Annotated in this window: 17 protein-coding genes and 1 pseudogene; 8 read left to right on the top strand and 10 right to left on the bottom strand. The window is 32.7% G+C overall.

The features are described from left to right. Positions 1–82: 82 nt before the first annotated feature. Entirely contained in the window at positions 83–871 is a 789-nt protein-coding gene (map, locus tag B9N71_RS03185) for a type I methionyl aminopeptidase (protein WP_085164077.1), read from the top strand. 252 nt (positions 872–1,123) lie between these two features. Here map and B9N71_RS03195 read toward each other — a convergent pair whose 3' ends face one another. Both B9N71_RS03195 and B9N71_RS03200 read right to left on the bottom strand, forming a co-directional pair. Then, on the bottom strand, positions 1,124–1,993 hold the full coding sequence (locus tag B9N71_RS03195; RefSeq protein WP_065589816.1) for a co-chaperone YbbN: 870 nt from the start codon (positions 1,991–1,993) through the stop codon (positions 1,124–1,126). Positions 1,994–2,020: 27 nt separating this feature from the next. Then, the gene (locus B9N71_RS03200) at positions 2,021–2,791 is read right to left on the bottom strand and encodes an SDR family oxidoreductase (RefSeq protein ID WP_065589815.1); all 771 of its coding nucleotides are present in this window, start codon (positions 2,789–2,791) and stop codon (positions 2,021–2,023) included. A 98-nt stretch (positions 2,792–2,889) separates the two neighbouring features. Here B9N71_RS03200 and B9N71_RS03205 point away from each other — a divergent pair, with 98 nt between their 5' ends. Continuing rightward, entirely contained in the window at positions 2,890–3,582 is a 693-nt protein-coding gene (locus tag B9N71_RS03205; RefSeq protein ID WP_065607417.1) for a 5'-methylthioadenosine/adenosylhomocysteine nucleosidase, read from the top strand. Between the two features lie 27 nt (positions 3,583–3,609). On the opposite strand, the gene rnd is transcribed toward B9N71_RS03205, so the two are convergent. Together rnd and B9N71_RS03215 are read right to left on the bottom strand one after the other, a co-directional pair. Then, complete coding sequence (rnd, locus tag B9N71_RS03210; protein ID WP_065561422.1) at positions 3,610–4,692, bottom strand: ribonuclease D; 1,083 nt, start codon at positions 4,690–4,692, stop codon at positions 3,610–3,612. A gap of 28 nt (positions 4,693–4,720) precedes the next feature. Next, positions 4,721–5,866, bottom strand: a complete 1,146-nt coding sequence (locus B9N71_RS03215) for a metallophosphoesterase (protein ID WP_143422002.1) — start codon at positions 5,864–5,866, stop codon at positions 4,721–4,723. A 72-nt stretch (positions 5,867–5,938) separates the two neighbouring features. Between B9N71_RS03215 and cmoA the strand changes: the two genes are divergently transcribed. From cmoA to argE, 4 genes are all read left to right on the top strand, one after another. Further along, positions 5,939–6,670, top strand: coding sequence for a carboxy-S-adenosyl-L-methionine synthase CmoA (cmoA, locus tag B9N71_RS03220; RefSeq protein WP_065561420.1), 732 nt, complete (start codon positions 5,939–5,941; stop codon positions 6,668–6,670). A gap of 37 nt (positions 6,671–6,707) precedes the next feature. Next, positions 6,708–7,676 carry a tRNA 5-methoxyuridine(34)/uridine 5-oxyacetic acid(34) synthase CmoB gene (cmoB, locus tag B9N71_RS03225; protein WP_034910556.1) on the top strand — a complete coding sequence of 323 codons (969 nt, stop codon included), beginning with the start codon at positions 6,708–6,710 and terminating at the stop codon, positions 7,674–7,676. A 232-nt stretch (positions 7,677–7,908) separates the two neighbouring features. Continuing rightward, positions 7,909–13,914, top strand: a complete 6,006-nt coding sequence (locus B9N71_RS03230; protein WP_085164080.1) for an alpha-2-macroglobulin family protein — start codon at positions 7,909–7,911, stop codon at positions 13,912–13,914. A gap of 239 nt (positions 13,915–14,153) precedes the next feature. Further along, positions 14,154–15,317, top strand: coding sequence for an acetylornithine deacetylase (gene argE / locus B9N71_RS03235; RefSeq protein ID WP_208610420.1), 1,164 nt, complete (start codon positions 14,154–14,156; stop codon positions 15,315–15,317). A 57-nt stretch (positions 15,318–15,374) separates the two neighbouring features. On the opposite strand, the gene rnz is transcribed toward argE, so the two are convergent. Together rnz and B9N71_RS03245 are read right to left on the bottom strand one after the other, a co-directional pair. Next, on the bottom strand, positions 15,375–16,292 hold the full coding sequence (rnz, locus tag B9N71_RS03240; protein WP_085164082.1) for a ribonuclease Z: 918 nt from the start codon (positions 16,290–16,292) through the stop codon (positions 15,375–15,377). Positions 16,293–16,298: 6 nt separating this feature from the next. Beyond that, a complete protein-coding gene (locus B9N71_RS03245) occupies positions 16,299–16,526 on the bottom strand; it encodes a YccJ family protein (protein ID WP_034910542.1) in 228 nt (75 codons plus the stop codon). 73 nt (positions 16,527–16,599) lie between these two features. Between B9N71_RS03245 and yaaA the strand changes: the two genes are divergently transcribed. Together yaaA and B9N71_RS03255 are read left to right on the top strand one after the other, a co-directional pair. After that, complete coding sequence (gene yaaA / locus B9N71_RS03250) at positions 16,600–17,373, top strand: peroxide stress protein YaaA (protein ID WP_085164083.1); 774 nt, start codon at positions 16,600–16,602, stop codon at positions 17,371–17,373. A gap of 7 nt (positions 17,374–17,380) precedes the next feature. Beyond that, positions 17,381–18,337, top strand: a complete 957-nt coding sequence (locus B9N71_RS03255) for an AEC family transporter (protein WP_034910537.1) — start codon at positions 17,381–17,383, stop codon at positions 18,335–18,337. Positions 18,338–18,350: 13 nt separating this feature from the next. Here B9N71_RS03255 and B9N71_RS03260 read toward each other — a convergent pair whose 3' ends face one another. The 4 genes and pseudogenes from B9N71_RS03260 to B9N71_RS13475 form a co-directional block, all read right to left on the bottom strand. Continuing rightward, the gene (locus B9N71_RS03260) at positions 18,351–19,208 is read right to left on the bottom strand and encodes a carboxylate/amino acid/amine transporter (protein ID WP_085164099.1); all 858 of its coding nucleotides are present in this window, start codon (positions 19,206–19,208) and stop codon (positions 18,351–18,353) included. 212 nt (positions 19,209–19,420) lie between these two features. Continuing rightward, positions 19,421–20,203 (bottom strand): AraC family transcriptional regulator, encoded by a 783-nt coding sequence (locus tag B9N71_RS03265; RefSeq protein ID WP_085164084.1) that lies wholly within the window; start codon positions 20,201–20,203, stop codon positions 19,421–19,423. A 25-nt stretch (positions 20,204–20,228) separates the two neighbouring features. Then, positions 20,229–20,783 (bottom strand): YbhB/YbcL family Raf kinase inhibitor-like protein, encoded by a 555-nt coding sequence (locus tag B9N71_RS03270; protein ID WP_065589802.1) that lies wholly within the window; start codon positions 20,781–20,783, stop codon positions 20,229–20,231. A 101-nt stretch (positions 20,784–20,884) separates the two neighbouring features. After that, a pseudogene (locus B9N71_RS13475) lies at positions 20,885–20,971 on the bottom strand (riboflavin synthase); the annotation flags it as partial. Positions 20,972–21,023 lie beyond the last annotated feature (52 nt).

Genomic DNA, 21,023 nt, shown 5'->3' on the forward strand with positions numbered 1-21,023 from the left:
GGTATAATTAATTCTCTGGTATAATTTGACGAAATAGTGCTGTATGATAGGATATTGTCATTAATATTAAAGGAAAAAATTAATGTCTATAAAGTTAAAAACCCCAGCTGAAATTGAAAAAATGCGTATAGCAGGCAAACTCGCTGCTGAAGTTTTAGAAATGATAGAGCCTTATGTTAAACCTGGTATTACTACAGGTGAACTAGACAAGATCTGTTATGAACATATCGTCAATGTCCAAAAGGCTATTCCGGCTAATATTGGTTATCATGGTTATCAACACACCAGTTGTATTTCAATTAATGATGTGGTTTGTCATGGTATTCCAAGTTTTGACAAAAAGTTAAAAGATGGCGATATTCTAAATATTGATGTGACAGTTATTAAAGATGGCTATCATGGTGATACATCCAGAATGTACATAGCAGGTAAACCGACAATTGTTGGTGAAAAACTGTGTCAAGTAGCGCAAGAAAGTCTATATGAAGCAATTAGAATTATAAAACCAGGTATCCGTCTAAAAGAAATTGGTAAAACCATTCAAAAACATGTTGATAAATTTGGATTTTCATCTGTTAGAGAATACTGTGGTCATGGTATTGGTGAAGTCTATCATGACGAACCTCAAGTTTTACATTATGATGCTGATGACGGCGGTGTAATTTTAAAACCAGGAATGACCTTTACCATTGAACCAATGATAAATACGGGTGATTGGCGTACCCGTACCATGAAAGATGGCTGGACAGTTAAAACCAAAGATCATGGACTTTCCGCTCAATATGAACATACTATTTTAGTTACCGATAATGGAGTTGAAGTCTTAACATTGCGTAGTAACGAAGATTTTCCTCGCATTATTGAACACTAAATAAAGTGGATTCAACAATAGTTTATTGTTGAATCGTTTAACTTTATAAGTCTCTATCAATAATTTTTATATTCGAATTTTTTTGTGCTAATTTTTTATTTAGTTCATCGATTTTACTTCTATGTATATCTTTTTTTAGAGAACGAACATAAGAAGCACATATAATAGCAAACCCACTGTTTATACTTAGCAAAAACAATAAACCTATAAGTAAACGCTTAAAAATTCGTTCCAGTTTAAATTTCATAAATCTTAATATAATAAAGTATACAATTTACGTCGATAACTACTAGCTAACGGATTACTTGTTCCTAATGCCGCCAATAAATCGAGTAATGTTTTCTTCACTTGCCCGTCACCAGCATTAAGATCTTTTGTCAATGGTTTGAACAACAACTCTAATGCTTCCTCATGACGTCCTACATGCATTAATTGGGAAGACAATTGAATCATTAGTTCAACGTTATCAGGATGTTGAGCAAATTCTGCCTGTAATTGTTGTAGTTCTGGTGAATTAGCCGCTTGTTCAAGTAATTCAATTTCGGCTTGTAATCCATGATAGCTTGAATCTTGATCTTGTAGCGGAATAGTTGCCAGCACTTCTTTTGCTTCACTTAGCTGTTTAAGTTCAATTTGTGATTTTATTAGCATTAATGCAATATCGGTTCTTGGTTTACCCAAATGATCGGTTAGTGATTTCCAGGTTTGCCGTAACAGTGGTAATGCTTCTTCATATTTAGCCTCATGAAATAAATTTTGAGCTTCAATTAATTTAAGCTCATCTTCATTTGGTAGCACTTTTTCTAAAAAAGTTTTAATGGTTTCTTCGGATTGAGGACCTTGAAAGCCATCAACAGGTTGACCATTTTGAAATAAATAAACAGTTGGAATGGCCCGCAAACCAAATTGAGCAGCCAGCATTTGCTCTTCATCGCAATTAACACTTGCCAAAATAAATTGACCATGATGTTCATTAGCTAATTTAGTTAAAGTTTGAGTCATTGCTTCATAATTGGGACTTCTTGATGACCAAAAATAAAACAACACAGGGGATTGAGAAGATCTTTTTATAATCTCTTGAATATTTTGTTCATTAACATCAAAAATAAATTGATTTTGCATATTATGTCCTAAGAATACTTTGATTCATTATTTATTTTTTAAAATTCTATCCATTAATCTATCAGGAAGCAAACGTTTAGCAATAGCCGCTATTTTTGTTACTTTTGTTACCCTGTAACGTATTTTGGGAGTTCTATGCTCAAGCGCATGAAATAAGTAAGGTAACAAAGCTTCTGGCGGTAACGTAAATCGTTTGGCAATAGGTGGATTTTTTACAATATTTTCTTTTTCTATTTGATTAACATTATTTGAAAAATACGTTTTTAATGGCCCAGGTTCAATTAAACTAACTTTGATATTGGTATTAGCTAATTCTAATCTTAGTACATCAGACCATGCTTCTAAAGCATATTTACTTGCTGAATAAGCTCCTCTACCAGGAGTGGCAACAATGCCAACAATTGAGCTGGTTTGAATAATACGTCCTTCATTTTCTGCAAGCATTGCAGGAAGTAGTAACTGAGTTAACTGATGTACACCAAAGAAATTGGTTGAGAATTGAGACTCTAACTGCTCTCGGCTAATTGTTGCTAATCGCCCATATACTCCAAAGCCGGCATTATTAAATAATGCATATAATTGTCCGCCTGTCATAGTTAACACTTCTTTAGCGGCTAAATGAACAGAATCAGGATTATCTAAATCAAGTAATACGGTTTCAAATCCTTGTTCAATTAATTTTTGCTGGTCAGACTTTTTGCGACAAGACGCAATAACGCGATAACCACGTTTTTTTAATGCAATGGCTGAAATAAGTCCTATTCCACTTGAACAGCCTGTAATAAAAATTGTTTTCAATTTTTATCTCCGTTTTATTCATATATTGTCAAGCTAATCTTCTGCAATTATGATATCACACTTAAATAGAAGTTACCCAAACTAAGCCAGAGGATCGTATGAAAATCGCTATTATTGCTGCAATGGAAGAAGAAGTTGCCATATTAAAAAGTAAAATTACCCATTATCAAGTTGAACGCCATTTAGGTTGTGATTTTCACCTTGGTCAAATTGCCGGTTGTGAAATAGTTCTACTTCAATCAGGCATTGGTAAAGTAGCCGCAGCTTCAGGCACAACATTATTATTAAATAATTACAAGGTTGATGCCGTTATTAATACGGGTTCAGCTGGAGGACTTTCAACCGAACTCAATATTGGTGACATTATCGTATCAAAAGACGTATTTTATCATGATGTCGATTTAACCGCTTTTGGTTATAAACCAGGGCAAATGTCCGGTTGCCCAGTTGTATTTGAAGCAAGCCAACAATATCAATCATTAGCCAAATCATGTATAAAAAAACAAGGTGTTAATGCAGTTGAAGGCTCAATTGGTAGTGGTGATGCATTTATTAATGGTAAAGATACATTAGAACGAATCAAACAAACCTTTCCAAATGCCATAGCGGTAGAAATGGAAGCCGCAGCAATTGGGCATGTCTGCTGGCTATTTAAGGTACCGTTTGTAGTGGTAAGGGCAATCTCAGATAATGGTGATAATGAATCAGCAATGGATTTTCAGTCATTTTTAAAACTTGCAGCCACACAATCGTCCTTAATTGTTGAATCAATGTTAAGCGAGCTAGCCTAAACTTTTTTAAAAAATAGCATACTGAAATCACAAACAATATTCACTAAACAAGGGTTGACGCCAACCAGTTAATATTTCTGGTACGTCACCTTTTTTATCAATTTTCCATTTAATATATTGATTAATTAATCGGCGCGAAAGTAATAAATCTTGATTAAGCCCTGTTTTTGATGAAATGATTTGAGCCGCTTTTTTTAATTCATCCGAGATCTTCTTGAAATCGGGATAAGTATTAATTCTACGAATAAGTGGTACCTCGGGTATCGGTTCAGATAAAATATCGAGAATTTTTTGCCCATATAAACGAATTTCTTTACCTTTCATCCCTAATTTATCAAGTTCAGCTAATGAAGAGGGTAAATAACGTGCTATTTTCCACAAAACTTCTTCGCGTATAACAAAATTTAAAGCGATATCTTGCTCTTTGGACAATTTATATCGCCAACTGGCTAATTTATACAATTGACCTAGACTTTTCCCTTTCAATTGCCAACTATTTTTAATATTTAGATAAGCATTGTTTGGATCTATCACTGTACATTTACGAGCCACCGCCATTTGGCACTCTTGATAAGCGGCTTGCAAATAATCATTTTCGGTTAATTGTGATTTTAGAATGTTTACCAATGGAAAAAGATAGAACACATCATTAATAGCGTACTCACACTGTTTTTCGGTTAATGGTCGTTTTAACCAGTCTGTTCGAGTTTCACTTTTATCTAGCTCTACTTCTAAATATTTTTTTACTAAACTGGCATAACCAGAACTTAATGGATTATCTAAAAAAGAAGCCAATATTTGGCTATCAATAATAGGAGTTGGTACCATTCCAAAGTAATAAAGGAAAACCTCGATATCTTCACTGCACGAGTGGAAATACTTTTCAATTTTAGGATTTTTTAAGATCGTTAAAAAATCTTGCCAATCACTAATAGTAATTGGATCAATTAATGCAGCATGTTTTCCATCAAAGACCTGCAATAGCCCTAAATGTGGATAAAATGTACACGTACGTACAAATTCTGTATCTAATGCAATCGCTGAGCTTTTTTCGATTTTTGAACAAAACTCAGTTAGCTGATCATTATTAACAATAAGTTGATAAGACAAAGTAAAATTCCTATTTAGATAAATCTATTTATTGTGTACTTTTTTTAAATACAACATCAATCACCACAATTTCAGAGCGAGTCATTAAGCGAATAGGTGGTCCCCAAAAACCATATCCACTACTTACTATGCTAGTAAAGTTATTATCTTCATTTTGATACAAACCATAAGCGTTTTTATACATTAATTTTTCAATAAGGTTAATTGGAAATATTTGCCCAGCATGAGTATGCCCAGAAATCATTAAATCAACACCTAACTTTGCTGGTTCAGTAAGATCTTTGGGTTGGTGATCTAATAAAATAACGGGTGTATTTTTATCTGCAAACATCATCAAATCAGCTAATGTGGATCTTTTCACATCATAAAGCACAGAAGAAAAATCATCTCGCCCAATTAATGTAATTCCTATATCATCAAGATATACAATATCATCTTTTAAAACCTTCATTTTTGCTTGCTTAAAAGCATTAATAATATTCTCTTCACTATTATTTTGATTTCTAATATTTAAATATTCGTGGTTTCCAAAAATAACGTAGGTACCATGTTTCGATTTTAACTGCTGAAATTGCTTATCAAAACCTAGTTCTGTAAAGGGCGCCAAACGTTTATCTAATGTATCACCTGTAATTACAATAAAATCTGCATTTAATTGATTTACTTTATCTATCATTTGCTGAATAAATCCACTCGAAGTTAATTCATTAATATGAATATCACTAAGCTGCACAATACGCAGATTTTCAACATGAGCAGGTTTATCTATTTTTACTTGATAATAAACGGTTTTCGGACTAATTGCCATTTCATGGCTGTAATAAAATAGTGAAAAAACTAAACTTACATAAACAATTCTAAGCAGTAAGTTAGGCTTTAATTTTTTTTTGCAGAGCAAATAGATCGCATCAAAAATCAATAAAATAAAAATACTACACAAAAATCCAGCAAAAATAATATTAAAAATCAGAGATAGCTTATTAAAAATACCATCTAATGCCCTAGAAAGCACCAGTGATAATCCAGCAATTGCAACAATTAACCAATAGATGATTTTAGAATAACCAGTAAAATGAAAATTGAACCAAAATGCCCATCGTTTACCTAAATAAGCAATCATTAAAATACTGATCACTATCATCATAAATAAAATAGAAAAATAAATAAAACTCATAATTATCTGAACAATTGAAGACGAATAATGATATGATAACAAAATTATTTTTTTTCGTACCAATAACTTTTTATGGATATTAAAAAAGACCAATTATTCATCACACCTATTGAAAAATTGGGGGATTGGACTTTTGATGAGAAAGTTGCCGAAGTTTTTCCTGATATGGTGCAGCGATCTGTTCCTGGTTATTCTAATATTATCTCGATGATCGGCATGCTAGCTGGAAGATTTGTACAACCTAATTCAATGATTTATGATTTAGGTTGTTCATTAGGCGCTGCTACATTATCTATTCGACGCAATGTCAATCAAGAAAATTGCCATATTATTGCGGTTGATAATTCTCAGCCAATGGTTGAACGTTGTAAGCGGCATATTGAATCCTACAAATCAAGCACACCTGTAGACGTAATTTGTGATGATATTTGCCATATTAACATGCAAAACGCATCAATGGTTGTACTCAACTTCACCTTACAATTTTTAACTCCTGAAAATCGTCAACGTGTTTTAAATAATATCTATAATGCGTTAAAACCAAATGGCATTTTAGTCCTATCTGAAAAATTTAGTTTTAGTGATACCTGCATTGATGAATTACTATTTAATATGCATCATGATTTTAAACGTGCTAACGGCTATAGTGAGCTTGAAATCAGTCAAAAACGTAACATGCTGGAAAACGTCATGCTAACAGATACTATCGAAACACATAAACAGCGACTATCTAAAGCTGGTTTTAAACACATTGACACTTGGTTCCAATGTTTTAATTTTGGTTCTATTATTGCCATAAAATAACAGATTAATTTAAGCGTAATTGATAAAGGATAACAGAATGATTGATTTTGGTGATTTTTACCAGATTATCGCAAAAAATAGACTTAGTAGTTGGCTTGAAGTATTACCTGCACAACTCGCAAATTGGCAAAAACAAAACATAGATAGTCGCTTTAATCAATGGCTAAACAGTATTAAACATTTACCATCCATCTCACCTTATCAAATTGATTTATTACATAGTGTCACAGCGAAATCAAAAGAGCCTCTTTCTACGGGTGAACAGCAGAGGATAACACAATTATTAAAAAATATGATGCCATGGCGCAAAGGTCCTTTTCACTTGTATGGAATTGATATTGATACAGAATGGCGTTCAGATTGGAAATGGGAACGCTTAATTAATCATATTGATTGTTTAGAAGATAAAATTGTTTTGGATGTGGGTTGTAACAGTGGTTATCATTTATGGCGAATGATTGGCGCTGGAGCAAAACTTGCTGTCGGAATTGATCCTATGGCGCTTTATCTATGCCAATTTGAAGCTATTCGTAAACTACTAGGTAACGATCAGCGAGCACATTTATTACCACTTGGAATTGAACATCTCCCTAAACTTAATGCTTTTGATACCGTATTTTCAATGGGGGTTTTATATCATCGCCGCTCGCCACTTGACCATTTATTCCAATTGAAGGAGCAATTGGTTGAAGGTGGACAACTAGTACTTGAAACTTTGGTTATTGATGGAGAATTACATCAAGCGTTAATGCCAGGTGATCGTTATGCACAAATGCGTAATGTCTATTTTATACCTTCTACTCCTACAATGATTAATTGGCTGGAAAAATGTGGGTATTCAGATGTAAGAATGGTTGATATATCATTAACTAATTTTGATGAACAACGCAAAACTGAATGGATGACATCAGATTCTCTGGCCAACTTTTTAGATCCAGATGATTCAACCAAAACAATTGAAGGCTACCCTGCCCCAATACGAGCTGTTTTTATCGCAAAAAAATAATAATATAATAAAAAAAGCGTTATTAGCTTTATGAATTAAGGTTCCGCTACAGGTTGCCTTGAAATGTAAAAAATCATAGTATCTTAAGTTATATTTGGTTTATTTTTTAATTGACTAACATCTATCACTAAAAGACAAAAAAAGTGTTGTCAAAAACTTTCAGGTAACTATGTGTTTAAATATAATTATTTTATATAAATCATTAATTTTTTTTAGAAATAGGAAATAAACAATGGGGTTATTCAAATTTATTTTGCTGTTACCTTTTAATATACTGCAAAAGGCTTGGGAAATAATTAGTACCTTTCTTATTTTTTTATTTATTTTAATAAAAGGAATTTTTTGGCTATTTAGCCCAATTATTGGCGATATTAAATGGTCAACACCAAGTTGGTTACCTGATGCAAAAAGATTTTACTATGCGACAGGTTCTGTATTAAAAAAAATAAAAACTATAATTAGCGCAAGTATTATTTTAGGATTTATTGCTTATTTTTCGGGAAATTATGCCTATCATTGGTATTTAAACCGCCCAAAACCGATTGAATCTGCTCCTATAACGATTGAACCTGCTCCTATAACGATAAATCGTTATGGAACTTATTTACATTCACCAGATACAAGTAATGATATATTATCGATCAAATTTACCGGCCCTAGCCATTCACCAGCACCATTAGATCTAATCGGTAAAGGCGAAATAACCGAAGGTGTTAACATTTTACCAAAAATTGAAGGCAAATGGACATGGTCGGATGGTTCAACAATAAAGTTCATGCCAAAAGATAAAACATGGCCACTTGGAACTAATTATACTGTAGTATTAGATCCCTCAAAATTATTCGCTGAAAATTGTGAACTAATAAGAACTAATAAAACATTTACCTTTACTACTCCTAGCTTCAAGTATGATTTCAAAAATTATGGAGAAGTTTATATAAATCCTACCGAACCCGATATGAGGAATATTATAAATACAATTCAATTTAGTCATCCTGTTGATAGAAAAAGTTTTGAGGAAAATATTATTTTATCGCTTTATAAAGGTGATGTATTTCTAAAGAAGATAGGTTTTACAGTTACTTATGGTGATAACGACAAAATTGCCTACGTAAAAAGTGAACAAATTCCTTTGCTTGATAAAAAGGGTTTTTTATTAATAGCAATTAATAATAAATTTACTTCAACTTTAGGAGGGAATCCATCAGATTTATATATATCTAACACAGTAGATGTGCCTGATAAATATCATCTAAACATTACTAAATCTGAGCTTACATTGGTTGAAAAAAGTAATGAAAAGATACAACAAGTATTAGTTTTATCATTAAGTCATGCGGTTAAATCTGATGATTTATCGAAATCAGTTAAAGTTTGGAAATTACCTAAAAATCCAGAAAGTCCATATAAAGAACGATATTACAGCAGATATTCTAGTAGTTATGAAACAAAACTCAACATAACATCAGAAATACTTAAAAAAGCAACGCCTCTATCAATAAAACCAATTGATACTGAACTTGCTTATCAAAACCAAATTAGTTTTGAATTTAACACAGAACAAAATTCTGAGTTATATATTGAAGTTAATCAACCTTTATCTTCTCAAGAGGGGTATTTTTTAAAACAAGATTATCAGACAATATTAACAGTTCCTAGTTACCCAACTTATCTTGATTTTGCCGCATCAGGTTCTTTATTATCTTTATCTGGCGAGAAAAAACTACCTATAGTATCGCGCAATATAGAGCAGATGAAGTTAGAAATAGATCGCGTTATCCCTTCACAGCTTCAACATTTAGTAGCTTTTAATCAAAGTTACGAATTTAGCGATATGAATTTTGGCGAATTGGATAATGATCATTTTATTGAAAAATACAGCATAACTAAAGACGTTACAGGTGCTCCTGAAGAAGTTAAATACACAAATGTTGATTTAACTCGTTACTTAACTGCTAACACAAATGGGAATAAGAATCGTGGTGTCTTTTTGTTAAGACTTTATGGAAAAGATAAAAAAGATACTAAATATGAGTTCATGGCTTCACGCTTTATTGTCGTTACTGATTTAGGAATTATCGCCAAGAAGTCACTTGATCAATCCAATGATCTCTTTATTCAATCAATAAGTTCAGGCGAACCCGTTAGCGGTGCTAAAGTTTCAGTTCTAGGCATGAATGGGATTGCTATTACGTCTAAAAATACAGATGATAATGGTCATGTTCGTTTTGCACCATTGTCTGAATATTATCAAGGCATCAAGCCTCTTTTATATGTTGTTGAAAAAGACCGTGACCTATCATTTTTACCAATCAAAAGTTATGAAAGAAATTTAAATCTATCTCGTTTTGATATTGGTGGCATTCGAGAAACCCTTGAAGGTGGGGCGTTACGATCTCACATCTTTTCAGATCGAGGTGTTTATCGCCCTGGCGACACATTCCATATAGGTACCATAGTTAGAGCTCAAAAATGGACTAATTCCTTAGAAGGTATCACCGTAGAAGCAGAAATTTACGATCCAAAATCCAATCTAGCACTCAAAAAATCGATTGTACTAAATAAATCAGGTTTTAATGAACTTAGCTATAAAACTAACTATGAATCCCCTACTGGCGATTGGTATATTAATTTATATTTAAAAAATGATGATGAAGAATCGCGAATCCTATTAGGCTCAAGTTCGGTTGTAGTTCGTGAATTTGAACCAGATAAAACTGCTGTTTCTCTTAAGTTGTTGCCAGAAATAAAAGATGGTTGGTTAAAACCTGAAAATATCCAAGCTGAGATTAAAGCCAAAAACCTAATCGGTACTGATGCAACTAATCGTCGAGTCACAAATACATTAATTCTTGAACCATCAACACCTTATTTCAAAAAATATGAAGATTACTATTTCTACCAAAATATTTCTGGTGAAAGAAATAGTTTTAAAGTTGAATTAGATGAAAAAACAACAGATGAAAACGGTATAGTAAAACTCAATCTCAATGACAATATACAAAGCTTTGAAGGAAACTACACGCTAAGAATGTTAACCGATGTTTTTGAGCCTGATAGTGGACGAAGCGTTGCGACAACTGCAAGCACCTTTATTTCACCAAATGATTATTTAGTCGGAGCTAAAGCGGATGGCAATTTAAGATATATTAACAGGGATTCAGTTCGTCATATTGATTTTATAGCGATAAATCCGACTTTAGAAAAAATAGAGTTATCTGATCTAAAACTTGTTTTAATTGAAGAAAAATATCTATCGGTATTAGTTAGACAATCTTCAGGAGTTTATAAATATGAATCACGCCGTAAAGAATCGGTTCTATCTGAACAACCATTTAAGATTAATCAAGATAAAACTAGGTATCAATTAGATAGTAAAAATCCTGGTAATTATATTATTCAAATCAAAAATAATGATGACAAATTACTTTACCAAGGTAAATACTCTATTGTAGGTAAAGCGAATGTTACTCGTAATTTAGACCGTAATGCGGAGCTTTCATTAAAAATTAAAGACGCACAATATAACCCAGGTGATGAAATAGAAGTCTCAATAACAGCTCCTTATGTAGGTAGTGGTATTATTACTATTGAGCGCGACAAAGTGTATGCTTGGAAGTGGTTCCACACAGATACAACAAGCTCAATACAAAAAATAACCCTACCAAAAGACATTGGTGGTAATGGTTATATTAATGTCCAATTTATTCGTGATCCAAATTCAGATGAAATTTTTATGAGTCCACTTAGTTACGGTGTTATACCTTTCAAAATTTCAAATGATCAATTTAACGATAAAATCGTATTACAAGCACCATCACTGATAAAACCAGGAGATACGCTACCAATTACAATACACACAAATACGCCACAAAAAGCAGTTGTATTTGCCGTAGACGAAGGAATTTTGCAAGTCTCAAATTATAAACTGAAAGATCCATTAAATAGCTTCTTACGCAAAAAAGCACTATCTGTAAGAACGTCGCAAATTTTAGATCTTATATTGCCAGAATTTCGACATTTAATAACAGCTTCAGCACCTGGTGGTGATGGTGATAATGATGATGTCTTATCAAATCATTTAAATCCATTTAAACGGAAAATAGATGAACCAGTAGCTTATTGGTCAGGTATTATCGATGTCGATGGCGATAAAACCATTGAATATAAAGTGCCTGATTATTTTAATGGCAAAATTCGTATCATGGCAGTATCAGTTGGTGACAAAACAATGGGACATACTCAAATGTCAACAACAGTACATAATGATATTGTTTTACAACCTAATGTCCCATATTTTGCTGCACCAAATGATGAGTTTGAAGTTTCACTAAACGTAACTAATCTTATTGAAAATATTGGTGATAAAGTAATTCCTATTAATGTTAAAGTTTCAACCACTCCTAATCTATCAATCACGAGTGATAATAAAAAAACCATCGAATTGGCTAATGGCAAAGATGGGGTTTTAAAATTTAACTTTAAAGCAACAGAGCAGCTTGGTAATGGCGATCTTCACTTTTCCGCCAACTATAATGATATAACAATTACTCGTGATATTAGCCTTTCAATACGGCCATTAACTGAATACAGATTAATCACAAGAATGGGAAGAATGGCAGATCATAAACAAACGTTTACTGATTTTAGAGACATGTATAATAATTTAAGTAAACGTGAAGCTGCTGCAGCTTATTCACCATTCATACTAAGTAAAGGCCTAAGTACCTATTTGCAGGATTACCCTCATTATTGCTCTGAACAGATTGTTAGTCGCGCGATTCCTATTTTGATCGCTAGTAAATATAAGGAATTTGATCTGGCCTCAAAAGAAGGAATAGCTCCATTATCAGAATTATTCCAAGTGCTGCAATCTCGCCAAAATAGTGAAGGTGCAATTGGTTTATGGTACTCAACTTATAATGTTGATCCATTTATTACATTATATGCAGTAAACTTTATGCTTGAAGCAAAAGAAATGGGCTATCAAGTTCCCCAAAAAATGCTTGATAATGCTAATAAATATTTGCAAACAATTGCTGAATCTAGTGATACTAGTACTTATGGTTTAAGAGTACGTGCTTATGCTATCTATTTATTAACAAGGCAAAATCAAGTTACAACAAGCTATTTAGCCTCTACCATTAGCAATCTTAATCGAAAAGATGATTCATGGAAAAAAGATATAACAGCAATGTATTTAGCTTCATCATATAAAATGTTAAAGATGGATAAAGAAGCAAATAAATTAATCAAACCTGTTTGGCAACAATTAGAAGCTGCATATGATCGTGCTTGGTGGCTAAACAACTATTATGATCCACTGGTCGTTAATGCAGGAAAAATCTATTTAATTAGCAAACATTTTCCTGAAAAAGCAAAAGATATTCCTGCACAAGCATTAGAAAATATGGTTATCATGCTAAATAAACAAAAATATACTACTCAATCAGCAGCAATGACAATATTGGCTTTAAGTAGTTATTCGCAGAGCATTGAACAATCAAATTTATCTAAAGATACTCTTGAAATTAATGCAATATCAAAGGATGCAGAAAAACAAAGAATTATTGCAAATTTAAGTGGAATTTTAGCTAAAGGCAAGTTTAATGATCAAGATGCACAATTAAGCATAACTAATAAATCAAGCTTACCTGTTTGGTATATGCTGTCTGAACAAGGTTATGACAAAGATATCCCTAAAGAGCCAATTAAAAGGGGGCTTGAAGTATATCGTGAATTTACTGATCTTGATGGCAAACCTGTTGAACAAGTCAAACTTGGCGATAAAATTAACGTAACAGTTAGAATCCGAGCACTAGCAGATGAAGGTGCAACTAATATTGCCATTGTTGATTTACTACCAGGTGGTTTTGAAGTAGTACAACAACCAATAAATTCTCAGGAAAAAGATTATGACGAATATATTCAAGATAATGAAGAATATGATGACTATGAAGAAGATGATTATGATGAAAATTATGGCTGGATTTCACCAATTAGTATAAAAACAGGAAAATACACTTGGTATCCTGAATATACAGATGTACGTGAAGATCGTGTTATTATTTATGGTTCAACTTATAATAATAAAATACAAGAATTCACCTATCAAATAAAAGCAACTAATGTAGGAATCTATAGCATTCCACCTGCATTTGGTGAAGCAATGTATGATCGTGATATTCAAGCCGTATCAAAAGGTGGGCAAAAGATAAGAATCATCCCACAACAATAGTTGTTTTTACAGTTAATCAATCACTGAAACGGGCTTATAGCCCGTTTTTATCAAAGATAACGATAATAATAAAAAACGTATTCTAAACCTTGCTTTTAATATTCAAACGATTAAATTAATTTTATGCTTAATATAAAACAGAAAATGAAACAATAAGGTTATTGATAGGCAAATGAAAAGGTAAATGCTATGCTTATAGCATTATAAAATAATATATTTTCGTTTAACATTTAAAGGTAATTTTTATGGCCCTACCGTCTTTTTTAACAATATATAACGAACTAATTTCAATACCAACAATTAGTAACGTTACTAACAAGAAATTAGATTATTCTAACAAAGCACTCATCGACAAGTTAGCCTGTTGGTTTGAAGATTTAGGTTTTGCTATTGATATCCAACCTGTTCCTAATACTCGTCATAAATATAATATGTTAGCTACTTATTCAAATACCGAAAATAAAACCCAAGGTGGTTTATTGCTAAGTGGACACAGTGACACTGTTCCGTTTGATGATGGGCAATGGAGTAAAGATCCCTTTAAATTAACGGAAGAAAATAATAAGTTATATGGACTTGGCACCGCTGATATGAAAGGCTTTTTTGCCTTTATTTTAGATGCGCTGCGTGATATTGATCTTAAAAAGTTAACTAAACCCATTTATATCCTTGCCACCGCCGATGAAGAAACTTCAATGGCTGGTGCCGCATTTTTTGCGAAGAATACTAAATTACAACCCGACTGTACTATTATTGGCGAACCAACATCGTTAATCCCCATCAGAGCACATAAAGGATTTATCTCTAATTCCATTAAAGTCATTGGTAAATCAGGGCATTCTAGCGATCCCGATAAAGGTATTAACGCTATCGAAGTGATGAATTTAGTCATTGAACGCTTGTTAGTACTAAAACAAAAATTTAAAGAACAATATCATAATGACGGGTTTAGCGTTCCTTACCCTACTCTAAATTTAGGTGTTATTCACGGGGGGGATGCGGCCAACCGTATTTGCGGTTGTTGTGAGCTAGTGATTGATATTCGTGTATTGCCCGATAACGATGTTGATTCACTTTATCATGCGCTTTGTGAAGCACTGCAACCCGTTATGGATAAATATCCAAATCGAATTGCTATAGAATACGAAGTTGCCCCAATTCCGGGCTATGAGTGTAAAAAAGATCATCCAGCATTACAACACATTGAAAAATTAGTCGGTCATAGTGCGCAGACAGTCAACTACAGCACAGAAGCCCCCTACCTAAACCAAATTTCACCAACGATTGTATTAGGACCTGGTTCAATTGAACAAGCACACCAGCCCGATGAGTTTATTTCAATGGACTTTTTAAAACCAACTAAAATAGCAATAGAACAACTAATTAAGGATTTTTGTCTTTAATCTGTTTTTTATTCGCCGATAAAATAACATCGGCGAAATCTTATAAAATAAATCTAACTAAATGGAAAAAGTTGCAAAATCGGTAGCGATTTCAGTATTTGCAAAAACACTTTTTGCTTCATTAACTAACTTTTTATTGTTATTCAAATTATATCTTGGGCTTATATGAGTCATTATAAGTCTTTTGGCATTAGCTTGTTTGGCAATCGTTGCCGCATGTATAGTGGTGGAATGACCACGTTCAATAGCCTTATCAACTAAAGCATGTTCTTGGGTTGCTTCATGAACAAGCAAATCAACATCATTAGCAAGATCAATTGAGGTTTGGCAAGGAATAGTATCACCTAAAATTGCTAACTTTCGGCCTTTTTTAATTTGACCTAAGTAATCTGTGCCATTAATTATTCGCCCATCATCAAGTGTAATTGTTTTACCATTTTTAAGATCGTTATAAAAAGGACCAGCCTGAATATTATCTTGCTTTAATTTATCGATATTAAGCTGAGCAGGTAGATCTTTTTCGATAATACGATAACCAAAACACGGCACACGATGTTGTAATAATTTTGCTTCTACTTGAAACTGATTATCTTCAAAAACGGTACAATTTTCTTCAAGCTCAATGATGTTAAGAGGATAGGTTAACCAAGAATAACTAATTTCAATAACAGTTTCGATAAGGATTTTAATTCCTTTCGGAGCGATCAATGTTAAAGGAGATTGATTCTGCATCAAGGAACGGGAAGTTAAAACACCTGGTAGTCCAAACAGATGATCGCCATGTAGATGTGTTAAAAAAATGATCTCAAGTTTAGCAAGACTAAACTTGGCTTTTTGCATTTGCATCTGAGTTGCCTCACCACAATCAAAAAGCCAGAACTTACCCCGCTCTTGCCTAAGATCCAATAAAATACTGCTCACATTACGTTGTAATGTTGGGGAACCAGCACTTGTCCCTAAAAAAGTCAAATTCATAAAGATTTAAACATTTTTACGTTCAATAGTCTGTTCACCCCAGAACAACTTATCCGCTTTGGTTTTAGAAAACGCAATTTTCAACACTTCATCACTACCTTCTGACCAAATTTGTTCGGCAAGTTTTTCATCATGGTTAGCTAGCTCAAAAATAGCCTCAGCAATTTCAATCGAGGTTTCACGAACAGAAGCCCAAGATTTAATATCATGTATTTCTTTTTTATCGATGTTCATTTTGCTACTCCTTTGAGTTGAATTAGAGGTAAAATAAACCTATTTACTGCAAAACACAATAGGCTAAATACGTATGATAACAATTATTTCTCCGGCGAAAACTTTGGATTACCAATCTCCATTATTAACCCAAAATTACACACTTCCTCAATTTATTGACTCAACTAAAAAACTTATTCAAGATTGCAAAAAACTAAGTGTTGAGAATTTAGCTAACTTAATGTCTATTAGCAAAAAATTAGCCGAACTTAATTATGAGCGATTTAAAGATTGGCATAGTGATTTTAATCTTGAAAATGCAAGACAAGCTATACTTGCTTTTAAAGGTGATGTTTATGAAGGATTACATGTTGAAGATTTTACTGATAAAAATCTAAAGTTTGCACAATCCCATTTAAGAATATTATCAGGTCTTTACGGTATTTTAAGACCACTTGACCTAATTCAACCTTATCGGTTAGAAATGGGGATCCGCTTAAAAAATGGTAGTAACACTAATCTTTATCAATTTTGGGGCGATAAATTAACTCAACACCTTAATAGTGAACTAGCCAAAACATCACATCGCACATTAATCAATTTAGCCTCAAACGAATATTTCAAAGCGATCAAACCAAAACAATTAAATGCAACTATAATTCAGCCTATTTTTTTAGATCAAAGCAAAGATACCTATAAAGTTATCAGTTTTTATGCAAAAAAAGCACGCGGACTAATGAGCCGATACATTATAAAAAATTGCATTGAAAAGAGTGACGATATTAAAAGTTTTAATCTAGAAGGCTATCAATTTGATTCGAAACGATCAACTGACTTAGAATGGTACTTTATACGCAATCATCAATAAAATAATAATGATGGAATTTCTTACTACATTATGGGCACAGTTTTTATCTACTTTGCCTTTATTTATCTTAATTTTATTAGGATATTTAGCTGTTAAAATTGGTCGTTGGCAAAAAACAGTAACCGATAGCTTAACTAAATTTACTTTTTATATCGCATTCCCCATAATGCTGTTTCAGATTATGAGTCATTTTTCTGAACAGTCGCAAATCGATATAAAAGTGTTATTTGTCTTTTTTGGTGGATCATTTATCGTCTTTGCGTTTGGTTGTTTGGTTGCATCAAAATTATTTAAATTAACAGGTTCAGAAAGTACACTTTTTGCTATGGGTGGTATCTATACTAATACCGTCTTTGTTGGCATTCCCATCATCAAAATGCTACTTGGCGAGAAAGCAATCCCCATTGTAGCCATTATTGTTATATTTAACGCACTGATTTTATGGACACTTGCTACCGTATCAATTGAATTTGTTCAAATGGGTAAATTTTCTGGACGGAGCTTTATCAAAGCATTAAAAAACGTATCAAAAAATCCTATTATTATAGGTATTTTCACTGGGATTGTCGTAAATTATATTGGATTACCTATGCCCAAATTTATCAATCAGTCAACAAAAATGGTCAGCGATATGACTGCACCACTTTCATTAATTGTGCTAGGTATGGGACTGGCTGAATATAAAATTCGCGACAAATTACTTATTACGACCTCTATCTGTATTTTAAAATTAGCTGCATTGCCAATTGTTACTTACATTATGGGTAAACTATTAGGTTTACCAACTTTGGAATTACAGGTAGTGGTATTACTTAGTTCGGTTTCAATTGCAATAAATTGTTATATGATGGCAAGACAGTTTGAAGTGTTACAAGGACCTATTGCTTCAAGCTTACTAATATCAACGACGCTGTCTTCTATTACAACGCCGCTAATTTTATCGATTATGACACATTTACCTTAACTGCTTATTGTGCTTAACTCAATGATCGATTTTTAATTTTGTAGTGTAGCAATAGTGCCAACACAATAACTACACTACCTAATATAAAGCGTAACCAGTCTAATGATTGATGCCAAATAACCACATTCACTAAAATCCCTGTTGGGATAACCACATTATTCATAATAGCTAAAGTACCCGAATCAACTTTTGTCGCGCCAAAATTCCATAAAAAGTAACACACACCAGAAGCCACTATTCCAAGCCAAATAATAATTCCCCATTGCAAATTAGTTGTTGGTAATTTTGATGCATCACCAAACAGCAGCCAGCCAAAGCTGGCAACAATCACAGCTCCAAAATAAACCCAAGCAAAAGCCTGATGTTGAGGCATTGGATAAACCTCCATAATCCTTTTATACCCTACTTGACCTAAGGCAAAAACAATATTAGCCCCTTGAATTAATAAAAAACCAATAATAAAGTTTGCACTAATATGATCATAACGAATAATAGCGGCACCAATAACGGCTATTATTGCCGTAAAAAGGTAACTCAATCGTAATGGATGACGTTGCAGTAAATCATAAATAACCGTGACATAGATTGGTGTAAAAATAGTGAATAATAAAACTTCAGGCACCAAAATATATTGAAAAGAATTATAATAAAAAAAGTACATAATCCCTAATTGACATGCCCCTACTCCCATTAAAAGCAACATCTGCTTAAAACGAATATTTTTAAAACGTAAAAATGGAATAAAAGTTATAAAGGCAAATAGCACTCGCATTACAACAGCAAACCAAGAATCGACTTGTCCACTTAAATAAACCGCAATAAAACTAAATGAGAATGACCAAATAATTGTCACAAAAATAAGATAAAGCATAATTGATGAATATAAAAAATAACTAGATACAGATCGTATCAATTGGCTTAACACTTGTAAACTTTATATCATAAAAATTGATTACTATGAGAAAATAATTGACAACCTGTAAGAACAATTGTCGCTATATACAGTAATTTGAGAAACCACGGTAATGAACACGCATAAAAAAATTTAATAAATAAAATTAAATGTTAGTGATAAAAAATTGACTAACGTAGCCTCTTTGGTGAAAAACCAAAACGTTGTTTAAAGTAAAAAGCAAAACGAGAGCCTGATTCATATCCCACTTCTTGGGCAATTTGTAGGATCGTTTTTTGGGTAGTTTGTAACAGCATTAAACCAAAATTCATTCTTATATCTAAGATAATTTTGGATAAATTATATCCTTCTAAAGCAAGATGTCGTCGTAAAGTTGATTCGCTCATAGCAAATTGTTTAGCAATTTCTGCTGCCTGCCACTTTTTGTCTGGCTGCTGGTTAATAATTTCGCGAATTTTTTGGCTAATTTTTGGGTTATTATTCAGGGGAAAATACACACCAAATGCAGATAATCTAATTAATAATTCAATAAATAAATGTTTAACAAGATTAGAATTGCATTGGTTATGGGTCAATAATTCTGTTTTAATCTGTACCAATCGAGTAATAAAAGTTTCAGGTAATATTGTTTCAACTTTAATTTTTTTAAGAATTTGACTATTCTGATAAAGATGAGATAAAGCAAATTGGTCTATTAACTGTGCATGCCAAGAATAACAGATGGCTTGATAATCCTTATCATCAATATAAAAATTATTTATATTCATTAAATTACCTGCTGGAATCAGGACTAATTGACCTGTTTTTACCTTAAAATATTCGCCCTCACATTCAATCTGTTTTTCGCCATTTATGACATAGACAATCATTGGATCATTGCTTTGAATCTGCTTTAGGGTTTGATTACAACGTTGTGTTATATAAGTCACTCGACCAATTGAAGCAAAATCCATAATCCTAATAGCCTATTAACCAATATCAACGTGAGTAGGAGTAAATCATATCTGCCTTCGCTATTTGATGCGAATTAGCAATAAAACCAATTAGAGCTGGTGTGGTTTGTTCATCAACCTCAATGTGATCAATGTCTAGTGCATAAAGTGTAAATTGATATCGATGAGTCGAATTTAGCGGAGGACATGGACCACCGTAATTTATCACGCCAAAATCATTACGTACTAACCTACTTCCTTTAGGTAATAAATTGGGATTATTTCCTGCTGATTGTTTAATAAACGGCGTTTGTACAGGAATATTAACAATCACCCAATGCCACCAACCAGAACCCGTTGGTGCATCAGGATCATACATAGTTAATACTAAACTTTTTGTCGCTTTGGGTAGATTTTGCCATGAAATTTGCGGAGATATATTTTCGCCTTGACAACCAAATTGATTGGATATAAACCGAGCAGTAAACCCGCTATCGACAAGATCAGTGCTAGTTAATTGTAATTGTGCCGCATTACTGCAACTTGTACTCAATAATAATGTACTATAAATAATGGCTTTCGCTTTGTACAAAATACGCATGTTAACCTCTTTTAACTATTAAATAAAAGCCATCATAAGGAATTTTCAATCTATAATCAGCACAAATTAGCTTAAATATGACACAAATTCGATTAATATTATCATTCTCTTGCGGCTAATACTCGTTCAACCATATCAACAATGGCTTGAGTTTGTGAGTCAATTTCAATTTTGACTTTGTCTCCTACTTACTTGTCAAAAAGGCAAAAGCTTCAATCGGGCTTTCTTTAATACGTTAAA

It is taken from the genome of Gilliamella bombi (assembly GCF_900103255.1).
GTDB classification, from domain to species: Bacteria; Pseudomonadota; Gammaproteobacteria; order Enterobacterales; family Orbaceae; genus Gilliamella; species Gilliamella bombi.